Source organism: Pontibacter sp. 13R65 (assembly GCF_047525655.1).
GTDB lineage: Bacteria > Bacteroidota > Bacteroidia > Cytophagales > Hymenobacteraceae > Pontibacter.
On sequence record NZ_JBLIQL010000011.1, the window covers coordinates 1 to 22,326 of the forward strand.

General features: G+C 43.2%; 15 protein-coding genes. 6 read left to right on the plus strand and 9 right to left on the minus strand.

Annotated features, from left to right (window positions below; all coding sequences use genetic code 11):
- Nucleotides 1-782: 782 nt before the first annotated feature.
- The 6 genes from ACMA1I_RS13935 to ACMA1I_RS13960 all read right to left on the minus strand — a co-directional run bounded on the left by ACMA1I_RS13935 (nucleotide 783) and on the right by ACMA1I_RS13960 (nucleotide 11,054).
- Nucleotides 783-1,649: a metallophosphoesterase gene (locus tag ACMA1I_RS13935; RefSeq protein ID WP_337068990.1), complete on the minus strand. Its 867-nt coding sequence runs from the start codon at nucleotides 1,647-1,649 to the stop codon at nucleotides 783-785.
- Between the two features lie 165 nt (nucleotides 1,650-1,814).
- Nucleotides 1,815-3,047, minus strand: coding sequence for a CehA/McbA family metallohydrolase (locus tag ACMA1I_RS13940; RefSeq protein WP_337068991.1), 1,233 nt, complete (start codon nucleotides 3,045-3,047; stop codon nucleotides 1,815-1,817).
- A 108-nt stretch (nucleotides 3,048-3,155) separates the two neighbouring features.
- On the minus strand, nucleotides 3,156-4,274 hold the full coding sequence (locus ACMA1I_RS13945) for a phosphatidylinositol-specific phospholipase C1-like protein (RefSeq protein ID WP_337068992.1): 1,119 nt from the start codon (nucleotides 4,272-4,274) through the stop codon (nucleotides 3,156-3,158).
- Between the two features lie 10 nt (nucleotides 4,275-4,284).
- Nucleotides 4,285-6,033 (minus strand): RagB/SusD family nutrient uptake outer membrane protein, encoded by a 1,749-nt coding sequence (locus ACMA1I_RS13950; RefSeq protein WP_337068993.1) that lies wholly within the window; start codon nucleotides 6,031-6,033, stop codon nucleotides 4,285-4,287.
- Between the two features lie 48 nt (nucleotides 6,034-6,081).
- Nucleotides 6,082-9,162: a TonB-dependent receptor gene (locus ACMA1I_RS13955; RefSeq protein WP_337068994.1), complete on the minus strand. Its 3,081-nt coding sequence runs from the start codon at nucleotides 9,160-9,162 to the stop codon at nucleotides 6,082-6,084.
- A gap of 593 nt (nucleotides 9,163-9,755) precedes the next feature.
- The gene (locus ACMA1I_RS13960) at nucleotides 9,756-11,054 is read right to left on the minus strand and encodes a CehA/McbA family metallohydrolase (RefSeq protein WP_337068995.1); all 1,299 of its coding nucleotides are present in this window, start codon (nucleotides 11,052-11,054) and stop codon (nucleotides 9,756-9,758) included.
- An 896-nt stretch (nucleotides 11,055-11,950) separates the two neighbouring features.
- Here ACMA1I_RS13960 and ACMA1I_RS13965 point away from each other — a divergent pair.
- Nucleotides 11,951-12,055 (plus strand): integrase core domain-containing protein, encoded by a 105-nt coding sequence (locus ACMA1I_RS13965; protein WP_414703919.1) that lies wholly within the window; start codon nucleotides 11,951-11,953, stop codon nucleotides 12,053-12,055.
- Nucleotides 12,056-12,343: 288 nt separating this feature from the next.
- On the opposite strand, the gene ACMA1I_RS13970 is transcribed toward ACMA1I_RS13965, so the two are convergent.
- Complete coding sequence (locus tag ACMA1I_RS13970) at nucleotides 12,344-13,702, minus strand: glycoside hydrolase family 28 protein (RefSeq protein WP_337068996.1); 1,359 nt, start codon at nucleotides 13,700-13,702, stop codon at nucleotides 12,344-12,346.
- Nucleotides 13,703-13,937: 235 nt separating this feature from the next.
- On the opposite strand from ACMA1I_RS13970, the gene ACMA1I_RS13975 reads away from it, so the two are divergent.
- The 5 genes from ACMA1I_RS13975 to ACMA1I_RS13995 all read left to right on the plus strand — a co-directional run bounded on the left by ACMA1I_RS13975 (nucleotide 13,938) and on the right by ACMA1I_RS13995 (nucleotide 17,260).
- Nucleotides 13,938-14,750 carry a helix-turn-helix domain-containing protein gene (locus tag ACMA1I_RS13975; protein ID WP_337068997.1) on the plus strand — a complete coding sequence of 271 codons (813 nt, stop codon included), beginning with the start codon at nucleotides 13,938-13,940 and terminating at the stop codon, nucleotides 14,748-14,750.
- Between the two features lie 351 nt (nucleotides 14,751-15,101).
- The gene (locus ACMA1I_RS13980; protein WP_337068999.1) at nucleotides 15,102-15,548 is read left to right on the plus strand and encodes a siderophore-interacting protein; all 447 of its coding nucleotides are present in this window, start codon (nucleotides 15,102-15,104) and stop codon (nucleotides 15,546-15,548) included.
- A 188-nt stretch (nucleotides 15,549-15,736) separates the two neighbouring features.
- Complete coding sequence (locus ACMA1I_RS13985) at nucleotides 15,737-16,252, plus strand: MFS transporter (RefSeq protein ID WP_337069000.1); 516 nt, start codon at nucleotides 15,737-15,739, stop codon at nucleotides 16,250-16,252.
- Nucleotides 16,140-16,841 carry a hypothetical protein gene (locus tag ACMA1I_RS13990; protein WP_337069001.1) on the plus strand — a complete coding sequence of 234 codons (702 nt, stop codon included), beginning with the start codon at nucleotides 16,140-16,142 and terminating at the stop codon, nucleotides 16,839-16,841. Before ACMA1I_RS13985 ends, ACMA1I_RS13990 begins: the two co-directional genes overlap by 113 nt.
- 230 nt (nucleotides 16,842-17,071) lie before the next feature.
- Nucleotides 17,072-17,260: a hypothetical protein gene (locus tag ACMA1I_RS13995; protein ID WP_337069002.1), complete on the plus strand. Its 189-nt coding sequence runs from the start codon at nucleotides 17,072-17,074 to the stop codon at nucleotides 17,258-17,260.
- A 246-nt stretch (nucleotides 17,261-17,506) separates the two neighbouring features.
- On the opposite strand, the gene ACMA1I_RS14000 is transcribed toward ACMA1I_RS13995, so the two are convergent.
- Together ACMA1I_RS14000 and ACMA1I_RS14005 are read right to left on the minus strand one after the other, a co-directional pair.
- Nucleotides 17,507-20,056 (minus strand): TonB-dependent receptor, encoded by a 2,550-nt coding sequence (locus tag ACMA1I_RS14000; RefSeq protein WP_337069003.1) that lies wholly within the window; start codon nucleotides 20,054-20,056, stop codon nucleotides 17,507-17,509.
- 1,046 nt (nucleotides 20,057-21,102) lie between these two features.
- Nucleotides 21,103-22,155, minus strand: coding sequence for a glycoside hydrolase family 43 protein (locus tag ACMA1I_RS14005; RefSeq protein WP_337069004.1), 1,053 nt, complete (start codon nucleotides 22,153-22,155; stop codon nucleotides 21,103-21,105).
- Nucleotides 22,156-22,326 lie beyond the last annotated feature (171 nt).

A 22,326-nucleotide genomic window follows, 5' to 3' on the forward strand; every position in this document is an offset into this window, starting at 1 on the left:
CCGAAACCCCATCAACGCCCTGGTCCACATCCTCTCAGGTCTGACCGCCTACACCTTTCTCGACCACAAAAACAAAAAGTTTAACCTCGCCAGAACATTGGCTTAATTCCCGAGTTCACGTTAAAGTATTGACCTTTGTGAGAGACTTTAACACTTGTCATATACAATAGAGGAGGTTTGAAGGTGGTTACCCTAGCTGCAGGTAACTGACCCAAGCCTCTATTTCTCTGTGGATATAGTCCGATAATTCACTCCCACGGTCTACTACAGCAAAAATGCCGCTTCACATAAAATGGAGCGGCATTTTTATGACCATTGGCGGTACTTCGGACACTTATTGATTTATCTTCTTTTCACTAGGTCAATCCAAACGTATACAATTAAACAACGGCAGCTAGTTTTTCTCCAGGGCATTATAAAATGGGCATATGATATTAATATTTGCTGACAGAATCTCAAATTCGTGATAGTTGAAACCAGGAGATTAGCACTGTTCTTTGAGCAGATTTATTAGGATTACATTTATTTTGTACAGGATTCTAAGTCGAAATTACTCCTTAATTATATTAATGTCTATGCATAGCAAGGACCTACACAATCCAGTCCAAATTTCAGCAAGGACTATTGATGTTTAATTACGTGAGGTGCTTTTTCTAGGATAAGTAAGATATTAGTAGTTAGTTTGCTAAGGCACCTCAGGTAGCATGCTTATTTAACCGGGTTCGCTCTACTCATATACGTGGGGAAAAGACCATTTCATAACGGCCATTTTGTCTCTTCCTTTATTTTTCTATTCTTACCCTCTTCAGGATTTTACCTTTCCGATTAATTGCCTGCATCAGGAGCATATCTTCCGTAACAGCAAAGGTCATAAAGCCCTGTATGGGCGCAAAGAAATCGTGCGGGGCCCTTGGCTTTAAGCTTTCGTTCGCCTCTGATCCTGCACCGGAAATAAAATGATGGGTTACTTTGTCCTTTGGATGATAATACTGCAAATGGTGCTCATGGCCGCTCAGGTAAACATCCACTTTATACTTCTCAAAGATCGGCTCCAGAGAGTGTCGGAAGTGTGGCTCCTGCAAAGCCCTGTTGCCAGCAGTATACATCGGGTGGTGTCCTACGACTATTTTCCATTTCACGGTTGGGTCGTCATCAGCCAATACCTGTTCCAGCCACTTCTTTTGAGCCGTACTGTCCTGCTGCACCAACTCCACCCCATAAGTACTCTGATAGGCGGCTTTGTCAAAGGTATTGGTATCCAGGTAAACGAACAGCGCTTTAGCATCTTTCCCTATATTTCGTTTAAAAACATAGTAGCGGGCAGGCATATTCCATCGCTGGCTGATGTAGGTATAATCAATCTGAGCCTGCGCATTGCCGGCATAGTCGTGGTTGCCCAGCACAGCATACCAGTCGCGATGCAGGGGGTACTGGTAAAAGACATTTTCAAACGACAACTGCCACAGAGGATCCTGTACACTCGCCACCCCGTGCGGATAAATGTTATCGCCCGTGGATATAATAAAGCTCGCATTAATGCCTGTCACGGCTTTCGCCAACTGTTCGGCTATATCTTTCTGAAAATACTCCCCTCCCCTGCCAAAGTCTCCTACAGCGGCGAACTCCAGCGCACCGTCTACTGACTCCAACTTCTTATATAGCCGCCGCGGTATCCTTTGGCATATTCTGCCTCATAGTCTTTGGTTTGTGCCTGTAGGCTATAAGAGGCAAAAAATACAAGGGCAAAGCAAAGCCGATTGAATAAAACATATATCATATTCATCTACTTAAGAGCAATAGCTGGTCAGCCGAAATCAGAAGTTCGGGTCGAAATTGAAGAAGATAGGGTTAGATAAGCCTACCATGTTCTCACTTAGCTGCATAGAATTGGGTACCTCCGGATAGTCCGTCGGCGGGCCCTCAACCACCACACGGTAGTAACTCCGGCCAAGCATTTCCGGCGTGTCGGTGAACTCCACAATCGGGGTTGTACCTGTTGCTTGGTAAGTGCCGAACTTGTTGCCGTTCTTCACTACGTTTATAGTGTAAGACGCTCCCAGAACGGAATTCCCTGTTAGCTGCACGCGGAATTTAACAGGCTTGCCCGTTGAATTGGCATTGTCGCCCATCATCATATCTTGCTTGCCGTCCTGGTCGAGGTCGGCAAAGAATTCAACACGCGGTGCATAGGGGTTGTTGCTGATGGATACCCGCCCGTTTGTGAGAGCCTCTATCACTGCCTCCGCAGTCCGTGCTGTGGCAAAAACCCAGGTTGTGGGGGTACCGACGTAATTGGCCGTTGCCTGCTTGCTGTTTTCCGTTGCCTGTTCAGGCGTATCCGGCACACCATGGTGCGCGTCGCTTCCACCCCGGCCCGTCAGTTTACGCCCCGACGAGAGCATGTCATCCCAAATCATAATCGCATTGGCATTTTTAGACCAAAGAACAGAATTCCAGACCTCGATGGATTCGAGTATATCATAGGAGTATCCGAAATGGTCTTTTCCACTAGGGTGGTTAGCCGACAGATGAACCCCCAGTTCCTTTTTCACCGCCCCTACGACCGTGTCGCGCTGATCGCGCACGTCGTATAGCCGCTGGTGATCATAAGGTTTGGCCGAGAACGGATTGCCGTGGCCGCGTGTAGTGGTCCATTCCGCACCATACAGCAGCAGCACAGAATCTGACTTGAAATCGGGATCTGCCCAGGTATTATTTGCAACATCGCCATTTACGTGGTTATCATGGTCGGTAATGCAGATATAGTCCATGCCGACAGCCGTGGAAAAGGCAATGATTTTTGCAACGGGGTTGTTCGTGGACTCCTTGCTGTGCCTGGAATGCACGTGAAGGTCCCCCTTTAGCCACACGCCGTCGGTAAGGCTGGCGATGGGCGGCAGCGTACCCACGTCTTTAGTTGCATAAGGGTTGCTATAGCTTGCCTGCTCTGGTGCAGCACTGCTGACGCAGCCTAATGTGCTCCCTAGTAATGAAGTACAGGCAACGCCCAGGAGTAGGGTCTTTATTCTGTTACTCATGAATAACATGATACGTAAACAATAGAATTAAAATCAAACCTATAGTAGCTTAAAAGCCTGCCGAAAAGCTTTCCTCCAAGTAATGAAGGACAGCTTTTCGGCAGGCTTTAGTAAATATTATTTTTTGAACAAGGGGTTAGGTCTTAGATAAGTATTCCCTTCGAAACTCACTTCATAATCCGAAGCAAAATGGGTGCTTTTTTGGTAATAATCTGTTGTAATAATCTGTGCTCCTGATTTACAGGCAGCTTCAAACTGGCTTCTATCATTCTCTCGGGCTTGGGTTGTATTCGCGTCTGCCCGTGTACGAACAATGTAACCTTTCTTCACCAGCTCTTGTATTCTGGTTGCTTCCTTATAAGGGTCATTTAGAATTAATATAGCGGCTTCTGGTGTTCCAGGTTCGGCATTTGCAAATAATACACGTCCTTTCAGTGATGGATGGCCCTGTATGTAAGTGGTCCTTTTTTCATCCTGCTCATCCAGCACAAAAATAAACTTGCCTTTTGCCTCTTGTAAAGTAGGCCAGTTCCCCTGAAGCACTGCTTTTTCCAAGGTGCTGTACTTGCCTCTTACCTGATCTGGCATTATCAGTTTATCTTTCCCCAATTCATCCAGTATCACGCGGTCAAGCTGGTCAAACACAGTAGCATTAAACCTCTCCGGAACAGTAAAACCCTCTTTTTCAATAGCCTGGTCTTTAGCATTCATGGTGATGAAGACAGGCTGATGACCGGGGTGTTGGTCAGACCATTTCTTCAGATCCTGCAGGCAGTTCTTCAGCGTCAGGTAATGGCTCCTGAAATCTATTTCCTGGATATGAAATACTTTAAAGCCAGGCTCCATCATCTGCTTTTCAGGGTCATACTCCTTTGCCTGGTCCTTCACCCAATCCAGCCCCTTTGGGTGTGCATACCTTCCCCCTTCCGCATCTGCATAGATATCAATCTCCAGGTTTGCCAAGCCCATGTTCAGTTGCTCTATTATACTAACGTGGCTGTAGTCTATGCCATACGCCAGGTCTTTGTTGGTTTGCTTCAGCATCTGAAGCAAGGCGGGATCAATAGCTTGCTTATAACTGTTATGAGACCCTATTACCTGTATATGATTAAGGGGCATTTGCGCTACTTCTTTCTTAATTTTACCCGCTAGCTCCTCTTTCCTGACATTAGGTCCCTGGGCTGCAACAGCACCCGACAATAAAATACTCGATAATAAGATAATAATTCCTTTCATTGTTTTAGCTTTAGTAACCTTGGTTTTGCACTAAAAACCCTTCTTCGCTAGAAGCTCCATCAATTGCTCGTTGAGGAATCGGGAATAATCTTTTGTTGACATCGCTATCGGTCTTCCCAGTCCAATTATCTTCATATTTGCCAAATCGTATCTGGTAATTCCTTCTAAACCCTTCCCAATACAGCTCAAATCCTGACTCACGGAACAATATATCAAGGTCAATATTACTCAAGGCAGCAGGAGTCTGATCAGGTCGGGCGTTTCTAGAAGTTCTTAAGGTATTAATATCGGCCAAAGCCCCAGCATTGTCACCACTTCTCAACCTGGCCTCGGCACGCATTAAATAAATCTCTCCCAGGCGGATCAAAACCAGATCAACACTACTATAGCTACAGCAATTGGGAGCGGTATGACTAAACTGATATTTTGAAAACCGATAACCTGTGTTATGTAAACTTCCCGGGCCGGTAAAATCGACATTGCGTGTATGGTCAACATAGGTTAAGTTTGCACCACTAGTCCTTCTGTTGATTACAGGATATATCCTTACCTTACCGTCGCCGCAAGTCAGAATATTGCCTCCTTCATCTTTTCTGGGGCCCCAAATAATACCTCGAAGTATACCTCTGTCTATTTCAAAGTTTTTAGCCTCCACACAATAATAATGCTCCGAATCATTCATTGGAGTTACCCCGGTAAGATCTTTAAGTTCCTGAGGTATAACTGTATTTTCTTTAAAGAAGCGGGCATCGGCATTCGCAGGATCTACATTGCCGTAGGCATCTACCCAGGTCTGGTAAAAATCAGGGGTGACTGCTACCGCATCCGTACCACGTGTGTTCGGGAATTCAGGTCTTGGAATCTGGTCGCCGGATATGGACCAATAGGCCCAACGTTGGTGGTCGGTTTCAAGTACTCCTCTTTGGTCAAGTGCAAATATTAGTTCACGATTAGTATGGTTATCATCACTAAACAAATCAAAATATTCAGGAGATAAAGAATAAGGTCCAGAAATAATATCGCTGGTATATTGTATCACTTTATTCATATCTTCTCTCCTAAAGTCAGGTGTACCATATGGATTGCGATAAACGGCAGCATTTAAATACAAACGTGCCAACAAAGCCTTTACAGCATCTTTAGTTATTCTACCCGGACCTTTATCGTTGTTCATCATATTAACAACTGACAAAAGTTCACTTTCAATATAATCAATTGCCTCTTGCCTCCTTAGAATTTCAGATCTTTCGTTCGAACGCTCTTTCTTGAAAACTAAGCCCCAATTATCAAGTGCTAACATATTGAGGTATGCTTTCATGGCTACCATTTCATAATAACCATCCTGGGCACTTGAATTGCCAATTTTAGCTTCCTGGCTTAATCTTTCTGCAGCGATAACCGCTCTTGATAAAGTTAAGGTTATTTGTGTCCAGGTATCTCCTACCAGGCTATTACTAGGGGTCATAAGATGTTGGTGAATCGCAATGAACTTGCCACCATCATACCAGTCTGTACCCCCACGGTAGGGCAGTATGCCTTCATCAGAAGCAACCTCCTGGAGTCCAAAATTAACCGTATGCAGCCATACACCATTGCGGAGAAGACCATATACCGGGGCTATAGCCCCACTTACAGTTTCTGCTTGGCCAGCTCCTGTCAGAGATTCATCAAGAACATCTTCTTCTAAGGTGGTACAACCTAAAAACGCGAATAAAAATAGAACTATTGGTAGGGTATGATTAAATCTTATATGTTTCATCTTATTTTAATTCTCTAAGTGAAATGGGAAGAACCTTTTAGTTTCTTATTAGAATGTTACATGAAGACCGAGCAGAAATGTTCTTGCCCTAGGATATGTAAACCGATCTATACCAAATGTTTGGATTCCACCAGAAGCTGATCCAGTGTTGACTTCAGGGTCAAATCCTGAGTAATCTGTTATGACAAAAAGATTTTGACCTGTTAATGTAAGGCTGATACGCTGAAAAGAATTCTCTAATCTGGTTCCTGCTAAATTCATGTTATAAGCCAGTGTAGCGTTATTCAACCTTAAGAAAGAGCCATTCTCCAGGTAACGTGTCGACACAATATTGGCATTGCTCAGTATTTCGTTGGGGTACTGAACGGCAAAATCAGTTGTATTATTAGACTTGGCCAATTGTGCTTTATTGAACAGTGTCATCGTTGTATGATTGTAAACCTTATTTCCTGCAACACCATTAAAATTCAAACCCAGATTAAAAGCCTTGTACTTAAAGTTTAGATTATACCCATAGATGAATTTAGGAATCGCACTGCCCACTACCTGACGGTCGTTGTCTAATATTTCACCATCTCCATTGGTGTCCCTGAATATGTTCTGGCCACTTTCAGGATCAATGCCATCAAACTGGTACATATAGAATGCACCTAACGGCTCATTGTTAATGTAGCCATTAATGGTAGCACCTGATTGGCCAGAACCCTGGGCTGCCCCTGTTGCCAGAACCGCATACGGTGAGTTTTGCACTTTATTTTGAATATAGGTAATATTGCCACCGATGTTATAGGAGAAGTCACCTTTGTCGGCGCTAGCGTAATTCAAAGTCAGTTCAATGCCATTGTTCTTGATGATCATATTCGGAATATTGTTCCAGTAGGTAGAGGTGGGCTGTACCGGGTCGGCAGGAACTACTTCTAAAAGTATATTAGAAGATTCTTTGTTGAAGTAATCCAATGTACCTGTCAACCGGTGATTAAAGAAGGCAAAATCAATTCCTAAATCTATCTGAGTAGACACCTCCCATTGCAGATTGGGGTTTGCCAAGCGTGTAAATATTATCCCGTATGGATAACCTTCCAAGGAAGTAGCATCGGTATCAATGGGATATGTGCTCGTACTTCCGGCACCTGTTAGCAATCTCTGTTCTAAATAACTGGCTTTTGTGATTTTGGAAGGAATCTCTTGGTTACCTGTTCGGCCCCAACTTGCGCGCAACTTTAAGTTGTTGAAAACCGAATTAGCCATAAATTCTTCGTTGCTAATGTTCCATCCTAATGCAAAAGAAGGGAAATAACCATACCGGTTATTTTCTCCAAATTTGGAGGATCCATCGGCACGAACCGTACCAGTAAACATGTATTTATTGGCATAAATGTAGTTCACTCTACCGAAGAAAGATTGCAGCTCGTTTTTGATGGCTTCCGATGTTACCGAAGTAGGAAATACCGTTGTACTGGTATGGTCTTGGTACTTGGGTTCAACATTATTGTTGGCAAAGCCCCGGTATGTAGTTAATCTGGTTTCATCCAAAAATTCCTGGAAAGAATGTCCAGCCAGTACAGTAACGTTGTGAACATCTTGGTTCCAATTATAGGTAAGTGTGTTCTCAACAAGTTTATTTGTATTCCCGCTTACGGCAGCATCCAATACCCCATTAGAAATATCTGATTCGTTTATAACTGCCGGAAAAGGTTTGTACTGCTGATTCCTGTTAGTAGTGGAATAATCAACCCCAAAATTCATTTTATAAACCAAGCCTTTTACTATTTCTAGTGAGGGTGAAATGTTGGCCAAAATGCGATTATTAATGGCATTGTCACTAAATAAATCATACCTGGCTAATGGATTCAAAGCGTTAGTATTTAATAATGTAGGCGCTCCGTCTGTATAGGCAGGAACCGTCGGGTTTAAACTAAGCATATCACTTATGGTCGAAGTAATACTCGGGCGTAAATTTTCGGTGCGGGAGGCCGTAAGATTATAATCAATGTTTAACCTGCCATTGAATGCTCTTTGATTCATATTCAATTTTCCCGAATAGCGTTTCAGCCTGCTATTCTTCAGGATTCCTTCCTGATCTTGATAACCTACCGAGGTGAAGTAGGAAAAATTGTCACTGCTGGCTCCGCTCATAGACAGATTGAGATTATTTGAGATCCCCCTTTGAGTCAATTCATCTTGCCAGTTTGTATTGGCACCAAAGTCCTGTAAAGTACCACCTACGGCCACCACTTGTCTACGAAATGCGTCGGCATCCAAAACATTTATTTGATTGGCCATCGTCGACACAGCAGTGGATGCCGAGAAAGAAATCTGAGGTTTTCCCTTTCCTTTTTTTGTGGTAATTACTACCACCCCATTAGCTGCCCTGGAACCATATACTGCTGTAGCACTGGCATCCTTCAGCACATCGATACTTTCAATATCGTTAGGGTTGATAAAATTAAGGGGATTGGTGGGAACGCCAGTAGAAGAATTATCTAGCAAAAACCCATCGACCACATAAAGCGGCTGTGTTCCGGAACGCAAACTACCGATGCCCCTTATAATTATATCTTGTGCGGCCCCTGGTTCACCACTGTTTGCGGCAATGGAGACACCAGCCAATTTGCCTTGCAAAAGTTCACCTGGGTTCGTTACCACACCCCTATTAAAATTTTCACTAGTAACAGAAGCGATGGCACCAGTAACGTCTGACCTTTTTTGGGTACCGTAACCAACCACCACAACTTCTTCCAGCTGCCTAGAGTCAACTGCCAACGTAATGTCAATGTTAGCATTGGTTACAACTACCTCTTGCGTTTGGAAACCAAGCATAGAAAAAATCAGTGTCTCGTTACGATTAACCTTAATGGTAAAGTTCCCACTTATATCAGTTGAAATACCGTTTGAAGAATTCTTAACCCTTACAGTCACGCCAGGCAAAGGCCCTTTTTCATCCCGAACAGTTCCTGAAACTGTAATTTCATTATCCTGAACAACTGTTTGGTTAACAGGCCGTCCCGTTATGCCTCTCCCATAATCAGTTGCATACACATGATTCGGAAATGAGAGAGTCGATCCACAGAGTAATGTTGCAAGGAAAAGGGGGCTAAATTTAATAGGTGTGATAGATCGTTTTTTCATATAGCTTATATAATTTCATATTTAGGGCTTTTCTGCTCTATCTTTACAAATAGTACATGTAGCCAAGAGGCATTATTTACATCACTCTTTATTCAATTTGTAGTGTGTTATCTGCTGCATGATGGAAGCTGAAACCAACTTTATCATTAGGAAACCATTGCAATACTTACCACCACTATCTTTTTTAAATGAGCAGCAAGACGTATTACAGCTATCAAGGCTGGAATCCAACGTTCCTATAGTCCAGGATTATTCATAAAAATGAAACATAGTCATGGCGCGAATAGCGTTATGTTATTGGCATGACCGACGATCTATTCCAACTATATTGTCTCTTTTATTTTTTTATTTTAAATACAAAATAAGCTTCGTAAGATTATCTGGTAATTTCTTTCCTGTAAATAAAGTATTAACAAACACACGCCTTAAGACCACATAATGAAGAATTGGAGAAGTAAAAAATGGAGGGACCAAGGAATAGGAACTTTAAATAAACTTACTTAAGCATCCCTTTTGAAAGGGGAATGAGGGATGAGAAAAATGATTTAACTTATTGTTTAGGACAAGTTGTTCCTTAATTACTTTTAGCTTGGCTAAAGCAGCCAGATGGGGTTCGTTAAAGCCACCATGTCCCCTTGCAAAGTCCGGACTTCTACACGAAGATACTTTGTTGATCCAGATGCAACTCGCCAGCTAAACTTCAGGTTACCGCCTGTGGCCTTTTCGGTAGCCAACACTCCCTCATCACCTACCAGCGTTGCTATAAAAGCGTCAGGTGTGCCTTTTAAAGCTAACAAAACCTGCACTTCCTCACCTTGCGAAGCGGCCAGTGTTTCGCCAATACCTGCCGTTGCAGCGCCTGATTTGGCAGTTAGGGTCAAAGCGATATTGTTTCCTTGGGCAAGATAGGCTTTCCCCACACGAAGGCCTGCCATGATCTCCTTTCTGGATAAAGCATGCGCTTGCACTACTGTTTGCGGTGAGCCTACCGGGTTATCTGATGAATTTGGTGTGTGCGAATCACTGGCAGCAACGGCGATTTTTCTGATTCCCTGCCGCAAAAGGCTGTCCCACCATTTCACCGCCAGTTCATCTAGCTGGTTCCATTTGGCATGCCCATTCCACACCTCAATACCATCAAATAAATTTACATCAAAACCAAAGTTGTTCACACGCTCGTCGTTGTAAAAGGGATGGTTTATGATAGCCAGTCCATCAGCAGCTTTTACCTGGTTTATGTAAGTGGCAATCACGTTGTCTTCAGGAGTATATCGCCAATCAATCAAGGTTTCAGGGTTCAGCCCAATGGCATTCCAGTGACCAAAGGCCGTAGTAGTTATTTCTTCACCGTTAATTACCAATAATCTATTGGTATTAAACAGTCCCCAGCTGAGGTTGGCGCTGTTGGTATTATGCTCCGTAGAAACAATAAAGTCCAGGCCATTCGCTTTTGCTTCCTGAAGTAGTTCCTGCTGGGTGCGTTTGCCATCGGAGTGATAGGTATGCATGTGCAGGTCACCGCGGTACCAGCCCGGTTTGTTGTTGACCACTTCAGGTGCAGGTGAGATTTTGAAGGGAGCTTTTTCAACTCCTTTAATAAGCACAACGTCCAGTTGCCAGGATATTCCTTCTGCAGTAATGGTTGAGGGATAAATGAGGATGTTCCAGGTGCCGGCTTTTATCTTACCCGGTATATAACCAGTAGAGGCCTCTGCTGCGTTCAGGAAGAATTCCGTTTTGGCACCACCCGACCAGCCTCTAAAACCTGTTGTGCCTCCCGGCTTATATCCTTCCGGGCCGTAAATACCCAAGTTTAGCACATTCTTGCCCTGATCAGAGTACGATTCTTTCACCCTGATTTCAGTAACGCCTTCAGGAACAGTAAAAGGCACGTATACTAGCTCGAAAAGATTTTCTGCGGGAATAAAACCTGAGGAGGATACCTTTAATGTATCCTGAGCATTTAAAGTTGTAATGCTCAGCAGAAGATATAGTAGGGCGATACGAAACCTTAAATTTTTCAAATTCATAGAGAGAAGCTAAAGCAGGATGTTTTTCGAAATGCAGTGAAAGCCCATCTTTTTAAAACGTACTGGTAGTTTTGGTTTTGCTATTAGGCCCCTTTTAAGAACTGCTTCAATCTAGAGAAAAAGGTGCACCCACCTACCAGGAAGGAGCCTATACAGCAGCATAAGTTCAGGCACCGCGGCTGTACAGGCTTCTCCTGTCTTTTGTATTTCCTGGATTTAAAATCATCCTCGCAGTTAATTTGGTCCAAAGCTACTGCCTCTATGTTATGTGCTGATTAAAGCCTCTTTAAGTTAAGGTTAAAAGATCCCTGCTCCTGATAACGCCATCCAATTATTAAAATGATCTTTCCGCTGAGCAGTGCCTGCCTCCTACCTTGCTTACCATTTCATTAGATCACCAAGAAGTCTATGTCAGAAAGTCGGGTGTTCAAGTAGATGCGGATGCAATTATGTTACAGCCACCAGTGCTCCTCCAAATTAATTTGTATAGGTGGTATGCTTGCGAATTTAAACTTTATCCCGGCCATAGGCCCCAGCAAAGCAGGCGTAAGAGAGGACGCTATAGTCAACCGATTATTAAACTATAGAAGCACTAACGAGTCGATAACATGTTTCATAAAATATTATAAGTTTTAAAAGTCGATAGTCCAGCTGCAGGTAACCGACCAAAGCTCCCAAACCCCTGTGGAAAATGCCTATATTGAATTCTGCAACGATAGCATCCAAGATGAGGACCTGAACGTCAACTAGTTCCTTCACTGAAGGATGCTGAAGTGAAAATTGAAGACTGGCGGCAGGAGTATAACAGCGTCCGGCCACACAGTTCATTGGGGAACAGAACACCGGAAGAGTGGGTGAAATGAAACATACTAAAACCCAAATTATTTACTATTGACCGTTCCTAAAATTAGGGGGAACTCAAGTTAATAAAAAGCTGCGGCAAAGTCTCAGCTCATGTACTATGCTGTTAGTAGTACTAAAATTTAGAATTTGGACAAGGAATTTACAAAAGCGCCCCCCCCTGATTGTCGGGCACTATAAAGTATAAAGGAAGAATTTTGAGTAAACGACAAGACCTGATAGGTAGAAAGAAAAGCCGGCTGAAAGGACATGGGGTTCCTTCAGCCGGCTTTTCTTTTGGTGCAACTTTTTTAGAAAAGTTTTTTCTTATTAACTGTTACATTCTTCAGTTTAAAGTTATCTATAATAGCAGTATTTATCTCAAGGTGATTCCTTGCAGTTACATTAATATTTTCAAACCTGAAGTCTGACATCTTATAGCCGAAACCTTGAGAAGGATTAATTTCTTTGGCCGCTCCCACGTTGAAAAAATTATTGCAGTCTAGGTTTATATTGCGCATGGTAATGTGATGGATTTTAGAGGTACCTGAAACCTGCTCCCCTTTAAGGTCGAAGAACTGAGTCCAGGGTTGTATGAATATAAAATTACCTATATCCTGCCCCTCAATGTCTTCTACCAGCACATATTCATAATTCTGGGGGGTGTCTGGGCGCATCTTGAACCAAAGCAAACGCTCTGCATGATTAACCTTAATCCGGCGTAAAATGATGTTGCGGTCATGCACTGACTCGCTTCCGAATGTTAAGGCGCCGTGACAGAACCCATAAGTGCAGTCTTCAATAATTATGTTTTGGTTGCTTCCGTTATTTGGATCCTTGTCTGCACGCGGACCTTTGCCGCCCTTAAGTGCTACGGCATCATCATTCACCGACATATAGCAGTTTTTAATGAGTACGTTTTTACAGGCATCTATATCTACCGCATCCGTACTAGGCGCTTTTACAGGCTCTTTGGGGGAGTATATATACAGGTCGAGCAGCTTTACATTTTCGCTATTATATAAGTGAGTCGTCCAAAAGGGTGAGTTTATCAACTTTACACCCGACAGCTGTACGTTCTTGCTGTTGGAGATGTATACCAGCCGCGGTCTCATTTCATCCATATTAGTAGTCTTTGGATTGAATTCACGCCTTAACCAGAAGGATCTCCAATAACGCAGTCCGTTTCCATCGATAGTTCCTTTACCAGAAATAGTAAATCCGTCTAGGCCGTCGGCATTAACCAAAGCAGCAAAATATTTCAGTGTTTGTCCTTCCATACGGGTCATAACCACAGGGAAATTGCTAATGTCGTCGCTACCTTTTAGCTTACCGCCTTCTTCCAGATGCAGGTGCGTGCCCTTTTTAAAAAAAAGCGAGCCACTCAGGAAAGTACCTTTAGGAATGATTACAACACCGCCGCCATTCTCATGAGCTTTGTCTATAACTGCTTGTATGAGTTTTGTTTGGATGACCGCACTGTCGTTAGTAACGTTAAAGTCGGTCAGGCGGTATTTCTTTCCTAATTTACTTATATCTGTAGGCTTGTTTTGCCGGAACCATTCGGGTATTGGCGTTCCGTCCGGAAAAACATCTTTTGCAAAGGCAGTAATATTAAGTGTTATAAAAAAAATGAGAAGCAATGCGGGTCTGATATTTCGTCTAATCATCAAGTTTATATTCTTCTGGTTTTAAATTGATTGAGGAAAGTTATACTATCAACCGTTATTAAACAAATTATCAAACCAGCTAATTATTCTAAGCTTCCTTCCATAGAACTTTTCTGCGATAGATGAAAATGTATCTTCTGGAAATCCGCGTGCTCCGGATATATTAAAATTAGAACTTAAATGCATCTTGAAAGATAACAAGGTGTTCCTTTAATTTTTTTTAAACCACCTGTTTATGAATATCGATGTGATTCCTTTTCATAGTTTACCTACAAATGAGTTTTTTATTCTGGAGAAAATTGAAACGTCTGATGAAAGTAATTATACTGGTTATCACCGGCATCACTTTTATGAAATCCTCTGGTTTACAGCTGTAGGTAAGGAGGAGAAACACTCCATTGATTTTGAGGATTATGCCATTTCCACTAACCAGATCTACATCCTGACTCCCAATCAGGTACATACTATGGAAATTGGAACAAAAAAAGGTTTCCTAATAGCCGTCTCTCCTGATTTCTTCAACCGCTTTTTCCACCTTTCTAAGTTTCTGCTTGTAAGTCCTTATTTTGCTGTGCAGACCCTATCAGAAGGTGTTTCACAGGATCTTGAGAGAATTATGTATCTTATTGAAAAGGAATATCGCGGCAGTAAGAGACCAAACCTTCTGGAAGCTTATTTGGCGGCCTTCTTTATTCATATTGCTACAGGTATAACGCAACTTGGCAGTAAGGACACGAAAGTAAGCCAAGTGTTGGAGTTAATAGAAAAGAATTTTGTCGAGCAGAAAGAGGTGGCCTTTTATGCCAATGCTATCAGTTTGAGCATCCGGCGGACCAATGAGATCGTGGTGGCCTCTACAGGTATGACGGTTAAGCAGCTCATCATCAACAGAAGCATTACAGAGGCGAAACGATACATTGCCTATAATACCATGTCCTTAAAAGAAATATCTTACCAGTTAGGCTTTAGCGATCCGGCTTATTTTTCAAGAATTTTTAAGCAAAAAACGGGGATAACACCGGAGCAATTCAGGGATCTAAAGAAATAATCCCCACCAAACACGCAGCTTAGTGGGGATTGCAGCATCATTTATTTCAGCTTTTTGATCAAGGCTTTGCTCATTCTGATGTAGTCATGGTTGCCCACTTCTTCTGCCAACGCCAGGCCTTTTGTAACAGATGCCACGGCTTCAGATTTCTTACCCAAACCATGCTCTACCGCTGCTTTCCAGTAATAGATATAAGGCTGATCGTTCACTTCTTTCTCGGCTTCATTCATCCAGGTCAAGACTTTGTTTAAGTCTTTGCCGTTGTTGAGGTAAAATTTTGTAAACCATGGTGATACAGGACCGGCCTCTAGATGGGCACTGCAGGCAAAGCCGGGTGATAAATTAGGCGTGATGATGCGCACCGAGCCCAAGGAGCTTTACCCGGAAGCTGATTGGTACCTGTTTGTGGGCGATGCCACGGCAATTCCTGTGATAAGTGCTATTCTGGAATCGTTGCCTTCCTCTGCAAAAGGTGTGTGTATCATAGAAGTTCCTGAGAAAGCAGATGAGCAGGTACTGCAGACCGATGCTGCCATTGATTTTATATGGTTACATAACCAAACGCCCGAAAAAGGTAGTACGCTGGCTGAAGTGGTAAGAGGCGTAGTACTGCCTGAAACCTCCAAATTTGCTTATGTGGCAGCTGAGTTTTCCACGGTAAAGGCAGTCCGTTATTATTTACGCAAGAAAATGCGATGGGAGCAAAAAGAGTTGTACGCCTACTCTTATTGGAAAGCCGGTGTAGCAGAAGATAAATCCAAACCTGACAGGCAAGAAGAGAAGAATTCAATAACATGATGATCTGCCAGAATGCTTAGCCTCTTTCTAAGCTAAGTCACTAAATTCCCTTTAACTTCTGGTACTACGCAGGCTGCTTCATACTGTGGCTTGGCAGCGCCGTGTTTTTTTCATAAGCATCATTAACACAAATATATACTACTGGTCGAGAGGAAGCAGGCCGCTTCCTTACCGCTAAAGCTATATCCATGAAATTAACCAGAAAAGAATTAATCATTGTTGTGATCCTGGCTTTGCTTACCGCTTTGGAGGCGTTAAGCATCGATCTGTATCTGCCGGCTTTTCAAGCCATATCAGAGGACCTGAAGACCGATATCGAGAAAGTGCAAATCTCGCTGTCTGTGTTTTTGGGCGGTTTTGCTGTCGGGCAGCTCCTGTGGGGGCCGCTTTCAGACAGGTTCGGCAGAAAATGGCCGCTTATTATTGCAATTGCTATTTACACGGTGTCATCGGTTTTGGTTCTGGCTGTCAGTAGCATCGAGGAGCTCTGGCTGTGCAGGTTCATGCAGGCCTTTAGCGGCTCAGCTGGCGTGGTGATCGCCCGGGCACAACGTGTTTATCGCTATGACCTTGCTGGGTGCAGTCGCCACATTGTCGATAATCTTTATACTGCCCGAAACGCTGAACAGGACCCAGACCGATATGACACATCAGGTAAAAAAACGCTCTGTGGTGGGTTCCTATCTCCATGTTTTCCGCAATAAGCTGTTCGTGATCTATACCTTGATCGGCAGCATGGCATACAGCGGGCTGATGGTGTACATTTCCAATTCGCCTTTCCTGGTGATGGAGAAAGGTGGTTTTACAGGAACGCAATACAGCCTTATTTTCGGAGCTAATGCCGTGGGAATGTTGATCGGGACGTATGCCGTAAACTACCTGATGAAACTCCTGAGTCTGCGGCAGATCGTGAAATACTTTTCCATCGTCCAAGTGCTGATCGGGCTCCTGCTGGTGGTGGTCGTTTGGGCCAACCTACCCGTGAACTTTATGCTGGTGCTGATCTTCCTATACCTGTTGCCCACCGGGGTGTTGTTCCCGAATACCGCCGATGCTGTTCCGCTGTCCTTTCACAAGGACAGCGGAACAGCATCGGCGGTATTCGGGTTTTCACAACTGGCTGTTACGTTTATTGTCTCTGCTATTATAGGGTTAATTCAAGGCGGCTCGGTTACCCCCATGGCCATGGCCTTGTTTTGCTGTGCTTTGGCAGCGCTGGTTTTCTCGATCTTTCCTGCAGCTAAACAATCGGTCAAAAATTCTATGGAAGTACCTAACTATTTAAAAGTATAAAGGGAAAACATATTTTAAGCCTGTATAACAAATCAAGCCTGAACTACAATTCGATAAAGACCTAAAATTGCATGTGACGTCTGATTATAGCTGTTATGCCGTACGCGCCGGCGTCCTGAAAATTCAGACTCCACCTTCTGCCAGTTACTCAGGCTGCCAAACAGCCCGTGTAGCAAAATAAGTCGGGTGGTATCGAGGCTTGCGGATTGTATTTCGAGTATTGAAATCTGATGAAGCATAAGGAATACGTTATAATTGCTGTTTTACCAAAAGAAAAACTGAAAGAGAATCAGCAGTCACACCAACACCGATGGCAGCTGCGAGAAGATATTTTCATAAGAATGTATGTGTTGGAATTAAAAGCCTCAGAAAAGCAGAAAGTTTTTTCTTCGGTGGTTTCTGATCCTATTTTTGAATAAGCAAGGATAAAATGTGCTGTAGGATGTTCTACCTGCATCAGCAGCAATTTGGCAAGTAACCCAAAGATTAGAAGCCTATCCCATGAGAAGATTAAAATACCTCCGGAAGGCCATTTTTATTAGAATAATTGCCTTACAACTTACCAGCACCTGCTTAACTTATTTAGCATATGGTGGACTTTACCCTGACAGAACAGTTAGCCAGATGTACTTTCTGTCAAGGCCCCCATCTGGCTAATTGTTCTGTTACAAGGCGTAGCGCAAAGTTATACCATAGGTGCGAGGATCGCCCAGAACACCTGCATAATGCCCGGCGTTACCCGCAGCCGGAAGCAACTGCTCAAAATAATTTTTGTTCAGCAGGTTTCGTCCCCAGAAGAAAACAGACAGACCATCTGCCGCTCTGAAGCCGATTCTGCCGTTGAGCAAGGCATACCCATCTATGTTGAGGTATTGCGAAGGTGAGGAACTGGAAGAAAATGATGACCGGTAGTAGGTATCGAAAGCAACAAAGAATTTACCGCTCTGGCCAAGAACCTTTCCGGTGCCTGACACAGCCTCTCCACCTAATGAGCCAGCCCACTTAGATATGCCAGGCAACTCTCCTCCCGAAATGTCTTTGAAGGCAGAAGTTCCTCCGGTTTCCTCGAGAGGTACTGGTGCATTTTTGAAAGAAACGTATTTGCCATCTGTATAGGCTACTGCTCCATACAAGGAGAAATTACGGTTGAACTTAAAATTCCCGTCAAGTTCAGCCCCAACAACACGTACCCTCTCCGCATTGGCAAGGTACCCGCGGTTTACCCCTACCTCAGCTGTTTGAACCTGTGCCTGGTAATCTTTGATGTCTGTAGTATGAATTACTAAGTTTAAGGTGGAGCTTGGCGTTGGAGTAGTCTTAATTCCTACTTCTACGTGGCTTACATACTCAGGCTTAATCCGGGCCAGATCAGTTAGAATTTCGCCATTTGCAGTAGGCAAACCGCCCAAGTTCACCCCAACAGGCTTGTAGCTGGTAGAGTAAGTGGCAAATGTGTTTACTAAGTTAGAAGCTTTGTAAGCTACTGTTAACTGACCTGAGAAATTATTCTCCTGAGCATCTGCCTGAAAGGCCTGGTCGGTGTAGACAGCACGTTTCAAGGCAATAAGCTCTGGGTTGTCTGTTTGCAACCCGCCATAAGTTTGGCGATCAAAGTCGACTTCTTTCTGGTCGTAGTTGAACCTGATGCCGGGCAAAAGGCGAAGGCGATCGCTGATAGCCCAGTCGAGCTGCCCAAATACGGCCCCTCCAAAAGACTTTAGCCTGGAAGTGGTTTTAATGCCGTAGCCATCGAACAAGCCAGGTGTTCGCCAAAGCTCACTTGTAGAGTTTTGCGAGAAGCGCCATTGTGCTGCTCCGGATTCTTCGGTATGGAAGGGGTCTGTCTTCAGGTCCTGCCCAATCGCAAATACACCGATTACGCCACTTAAGCTGGTCGATAAATTACCGGCATAGCGAATTTCCTGTGTCCATTGCTGATGCGTGGAAGTAGCAGCAGATTTAGCAAGCACCGGAAGGCCTGTAAAATCTCGGTCGTTTGAGGGGTCCCAATTCCAGTAGCGCCAGGCTGTAGTAGAGGTTAAGGTGCCTTGCCCTATGTTAACATCTACGTTAACAGACACGCCACCCAAGTCGTTACCTGACCTCCAGGGAGAATCGTGGTCCACTACACGGTCAAATGGATTTCTGCTAGGCAAGTCGTAATTCAGGTCGGCAATAATTTGCTCGAACTGCCGATACGCCGGGCGCTGCGTCGGCGCAACTCCTGCCACTACCTGTGCATAACCATCCGGGTTCTGACTCGATGCATCGCCAGCCAGGGTGATTTTCAAATTTTCGCCTGGCTTATACAACAATTGAGCTCTGAAACCCAGGTTGTTTAAGTCGTTTAGTGGTTTTTCGGTGGCAACATTATATAAAATTCCGTCGCGTTGCGTTCCGGAAAAGGAGAGGCGCCCGGCAAGTTTATTGCTGATAGGTCCAGTTATTGAACTTTTGGCCTGAATAAAGCCGTAGTTTCCATAGCTAATCTCAAAGTTGGCCCCGGGCGTAAAGCTGGCAGCTCTGGTGGTTACGTTAAATGCTCCGGCAGTAGTGTTTTTACCAAAGAGCGTGCCCTGAGGCCCACGTAGCACCTCAATCTGATCTATATCTACAAAATCTAAGGTTGTAGCGGCAGGGCGGGCGTAATATACACCATCTACATAAAAGCCTACTCCCGGATCAATACCATCGTTGGTAAGTCCGAACGTAGACCCGAGGCCGCGAATGTTTAAAGTGGTGTTTCTTGGGTTAGAGGAATACAGCTGCACTGTAGGTACGAGTTCTTTTACACGGTTCACGTTAAAAGCACCCGCTTCTTCTACAAGGGATCCACCAATTACTGAAATCGGAATGGGAACCTCCTGAGCCGATTCGCTGCGTCGCCGGGCAGTAACAACTACTTCTTCAAGTAAATTATCGCGCAACAACGTAATTTGTAAGGCTGCAGTCGGTAAGCTTTCCACCAGAACATCCTGAGGTTTGTATCCCACTGCGCTTACCCTTAAGGTAAATGGCGGCTCTTTCTTTGATTCTAATTTAAACTGGCCATTTGCATCAGCAATAGTGTGCACATTAGTGCCTTTTACAAGAATGGTAGCAGCTATAAGGGATAGCCCCTCCCCATCGTTAACATTGCCAGTGATAGTAGTTTGCCCTATAGCTACATGGCTAAAGAGAATGATAGGTATAAGGATGTATAAGTATTTTTTCATGTTTTTAATCAGTTAAAAGGTTAGAAGAACTAGTAGTAAATTCTCGGCCGGCTACAACAAGTCATAGTATTAGAGCTTATCAAAAGTTGATTTTATACAAAGTCTATAGATTAAGTAGACAAATAGAATTATAAATTTTCTTCCTGCCAAATAATTAGGTTTAAAATTTTCTTAAAATTTAAATATTAGATAATTATTACCTGATGGCTACATTAAAAAATACAGTAAAATTTTTATATCAAATTGCTTTTATTGAAAATCTTAACGTATCGAATTGTACAAAGCACACAAAGACATGATTAATTAAAACAGCTGCAGCCAATTAAACTTACTTGAAACTTTTCCTTCATGCATCCTACCTCTTTTCATTAATTTACTTGTGGCAGTAAACTAATCACTTATCAAATTTGAATTGGAAGTTGATATCTCTGGAGTGTCTTTATTTTACCTAGTCCTAAGTTAGGAACATGATAACACTTAACTAAAGGTTAGTGTCTGCCACCCAAAAGCTTCCAGTCTTCTCCTGCGGTAGCTAAGAAAAATGAATGGCGAATTCTTACTGAAGCTCTTAACTCACCACCTGGAGCAGGGTTGTATTGCTACACTCTTCAAACTACAGGCTAACAGTATCATTACCAATAGCATCAATTTTCTTCGGCTAGACTTGTGCCCTTTCAAACTAAAAATCAGAAATTAAAATTAGAATTAATGGTCGCTAATTACAGTATGTACTAGTACAAACCTCTGTAATCCGGCGAGGCCATGTGTTCTTAGTAGAGTCTGCTCTCTTTGGAAGATTGCGTGTAAAATAGCGGGAGGGCCAATAGCTAAAAAGCTACCATGTTAGAAGAATGATATTCCTTTTAACATGGTAGCTCAAATATTTAAAAATCAATTAGCTGTTTTATAAGAGGTATCTCCTACCCTTATGACTAATCAAAACATTACTTCAGAAGCTTACTTAATCTAGAAAATAGCTAGAATTCAAAAGTCACATCGCTCTAGCCTCTCTTCTGCCTAGTTTAGATGATAGGCTATTAAGTACACTATTTTTTCTTTGCCTTTTTTAAGGCCATTTCATTGTCATCCAAGTCCTGACCAAAATCAGGCATACCATCTTTTGTCCATCTCAGTACTCTGGCACGCGCATGGCGGTTTGGGTCGTACAATGGTTCGCCCTCAATTTCTTTATAGTCACGGGCATGATAAATCATAACATCGGTTTTGCCATCCTCAGCTACAGTAAAGCTGTTGTGACCAGGTCCAAATCGTTTCAAGGCTTCGTTGGAGTAAAAAACAGGCTCCGGTAATTTGTGCCAGGAAGCAGGATCTAATAGATCCGCGTTCTCGTCTGCCCATAACAGGCCTATGCAATAATTAGCATCAGTGGCACTGGCTGAAAAAGTCATAAACACTTTGCCATTACGAATAAGCACAGCTGGACCTTCATTCACCCTATGCCCCTTTATTTCCCACTCATATTCCGGCTGAGATATTACAACTTGTTTTTCATCTAAGGTGGTAGGGCTGGTCATTTTAGCTATATACAACCCAGTATTTGGCACTTTGTCAGATGCTCTATCTACCCAAACATGATAACGTTGACCTTTATGAACAAAGGTGGTGGCATCGAGAGTAAACTCATTTCTTTTACTAACCATTTCACCTTCCTCTGCCCATTCACCTTTAGTAGGGTCAACCGACGGATTAGACAATACATATTTGCGGATTTTCCATTTATCCTCGGCCGAGCCAGCTGCAAAATAGATGTACCATTTTCCGTCTATCTGATGCAATTCAGGCGCCCAAATATGATTACCCATAGGACCTTCTTTATGCTTGCGCCAAACTACTACGGGCTGGGCTTCTTTTATGCCGTTGATAGTTTTTGAACTGCGTATTTCAATACGATCATACTCAGGCACTGTGGCAATAAAATAATAAGTACCATCGGTAGCCTTCCATACATGCGGGTCTGCCCTTTGCAAGGCTATAGGGTTGTTGAACTGGTTCTTGTTCAACTTTTGTGCGTTAACAGCTAATCCGCTGAAAATAAGCGTCACTGCAAGAATAAGTTTAAAGAGTTTCATAAAGTTCATACTATGTGTACTGATAATTTCTGTAAAGAATCGTCTTACAAAATTTAATTTACCAAATATAAATGTAAAAACTACATTTATTCACAAAAGTTAATAGTTTATGGTTCTACTAAAAAATCTAACCATCGTTTTATAAGATAGAACTCAGAATCTACTGTGAAAACAAGAATC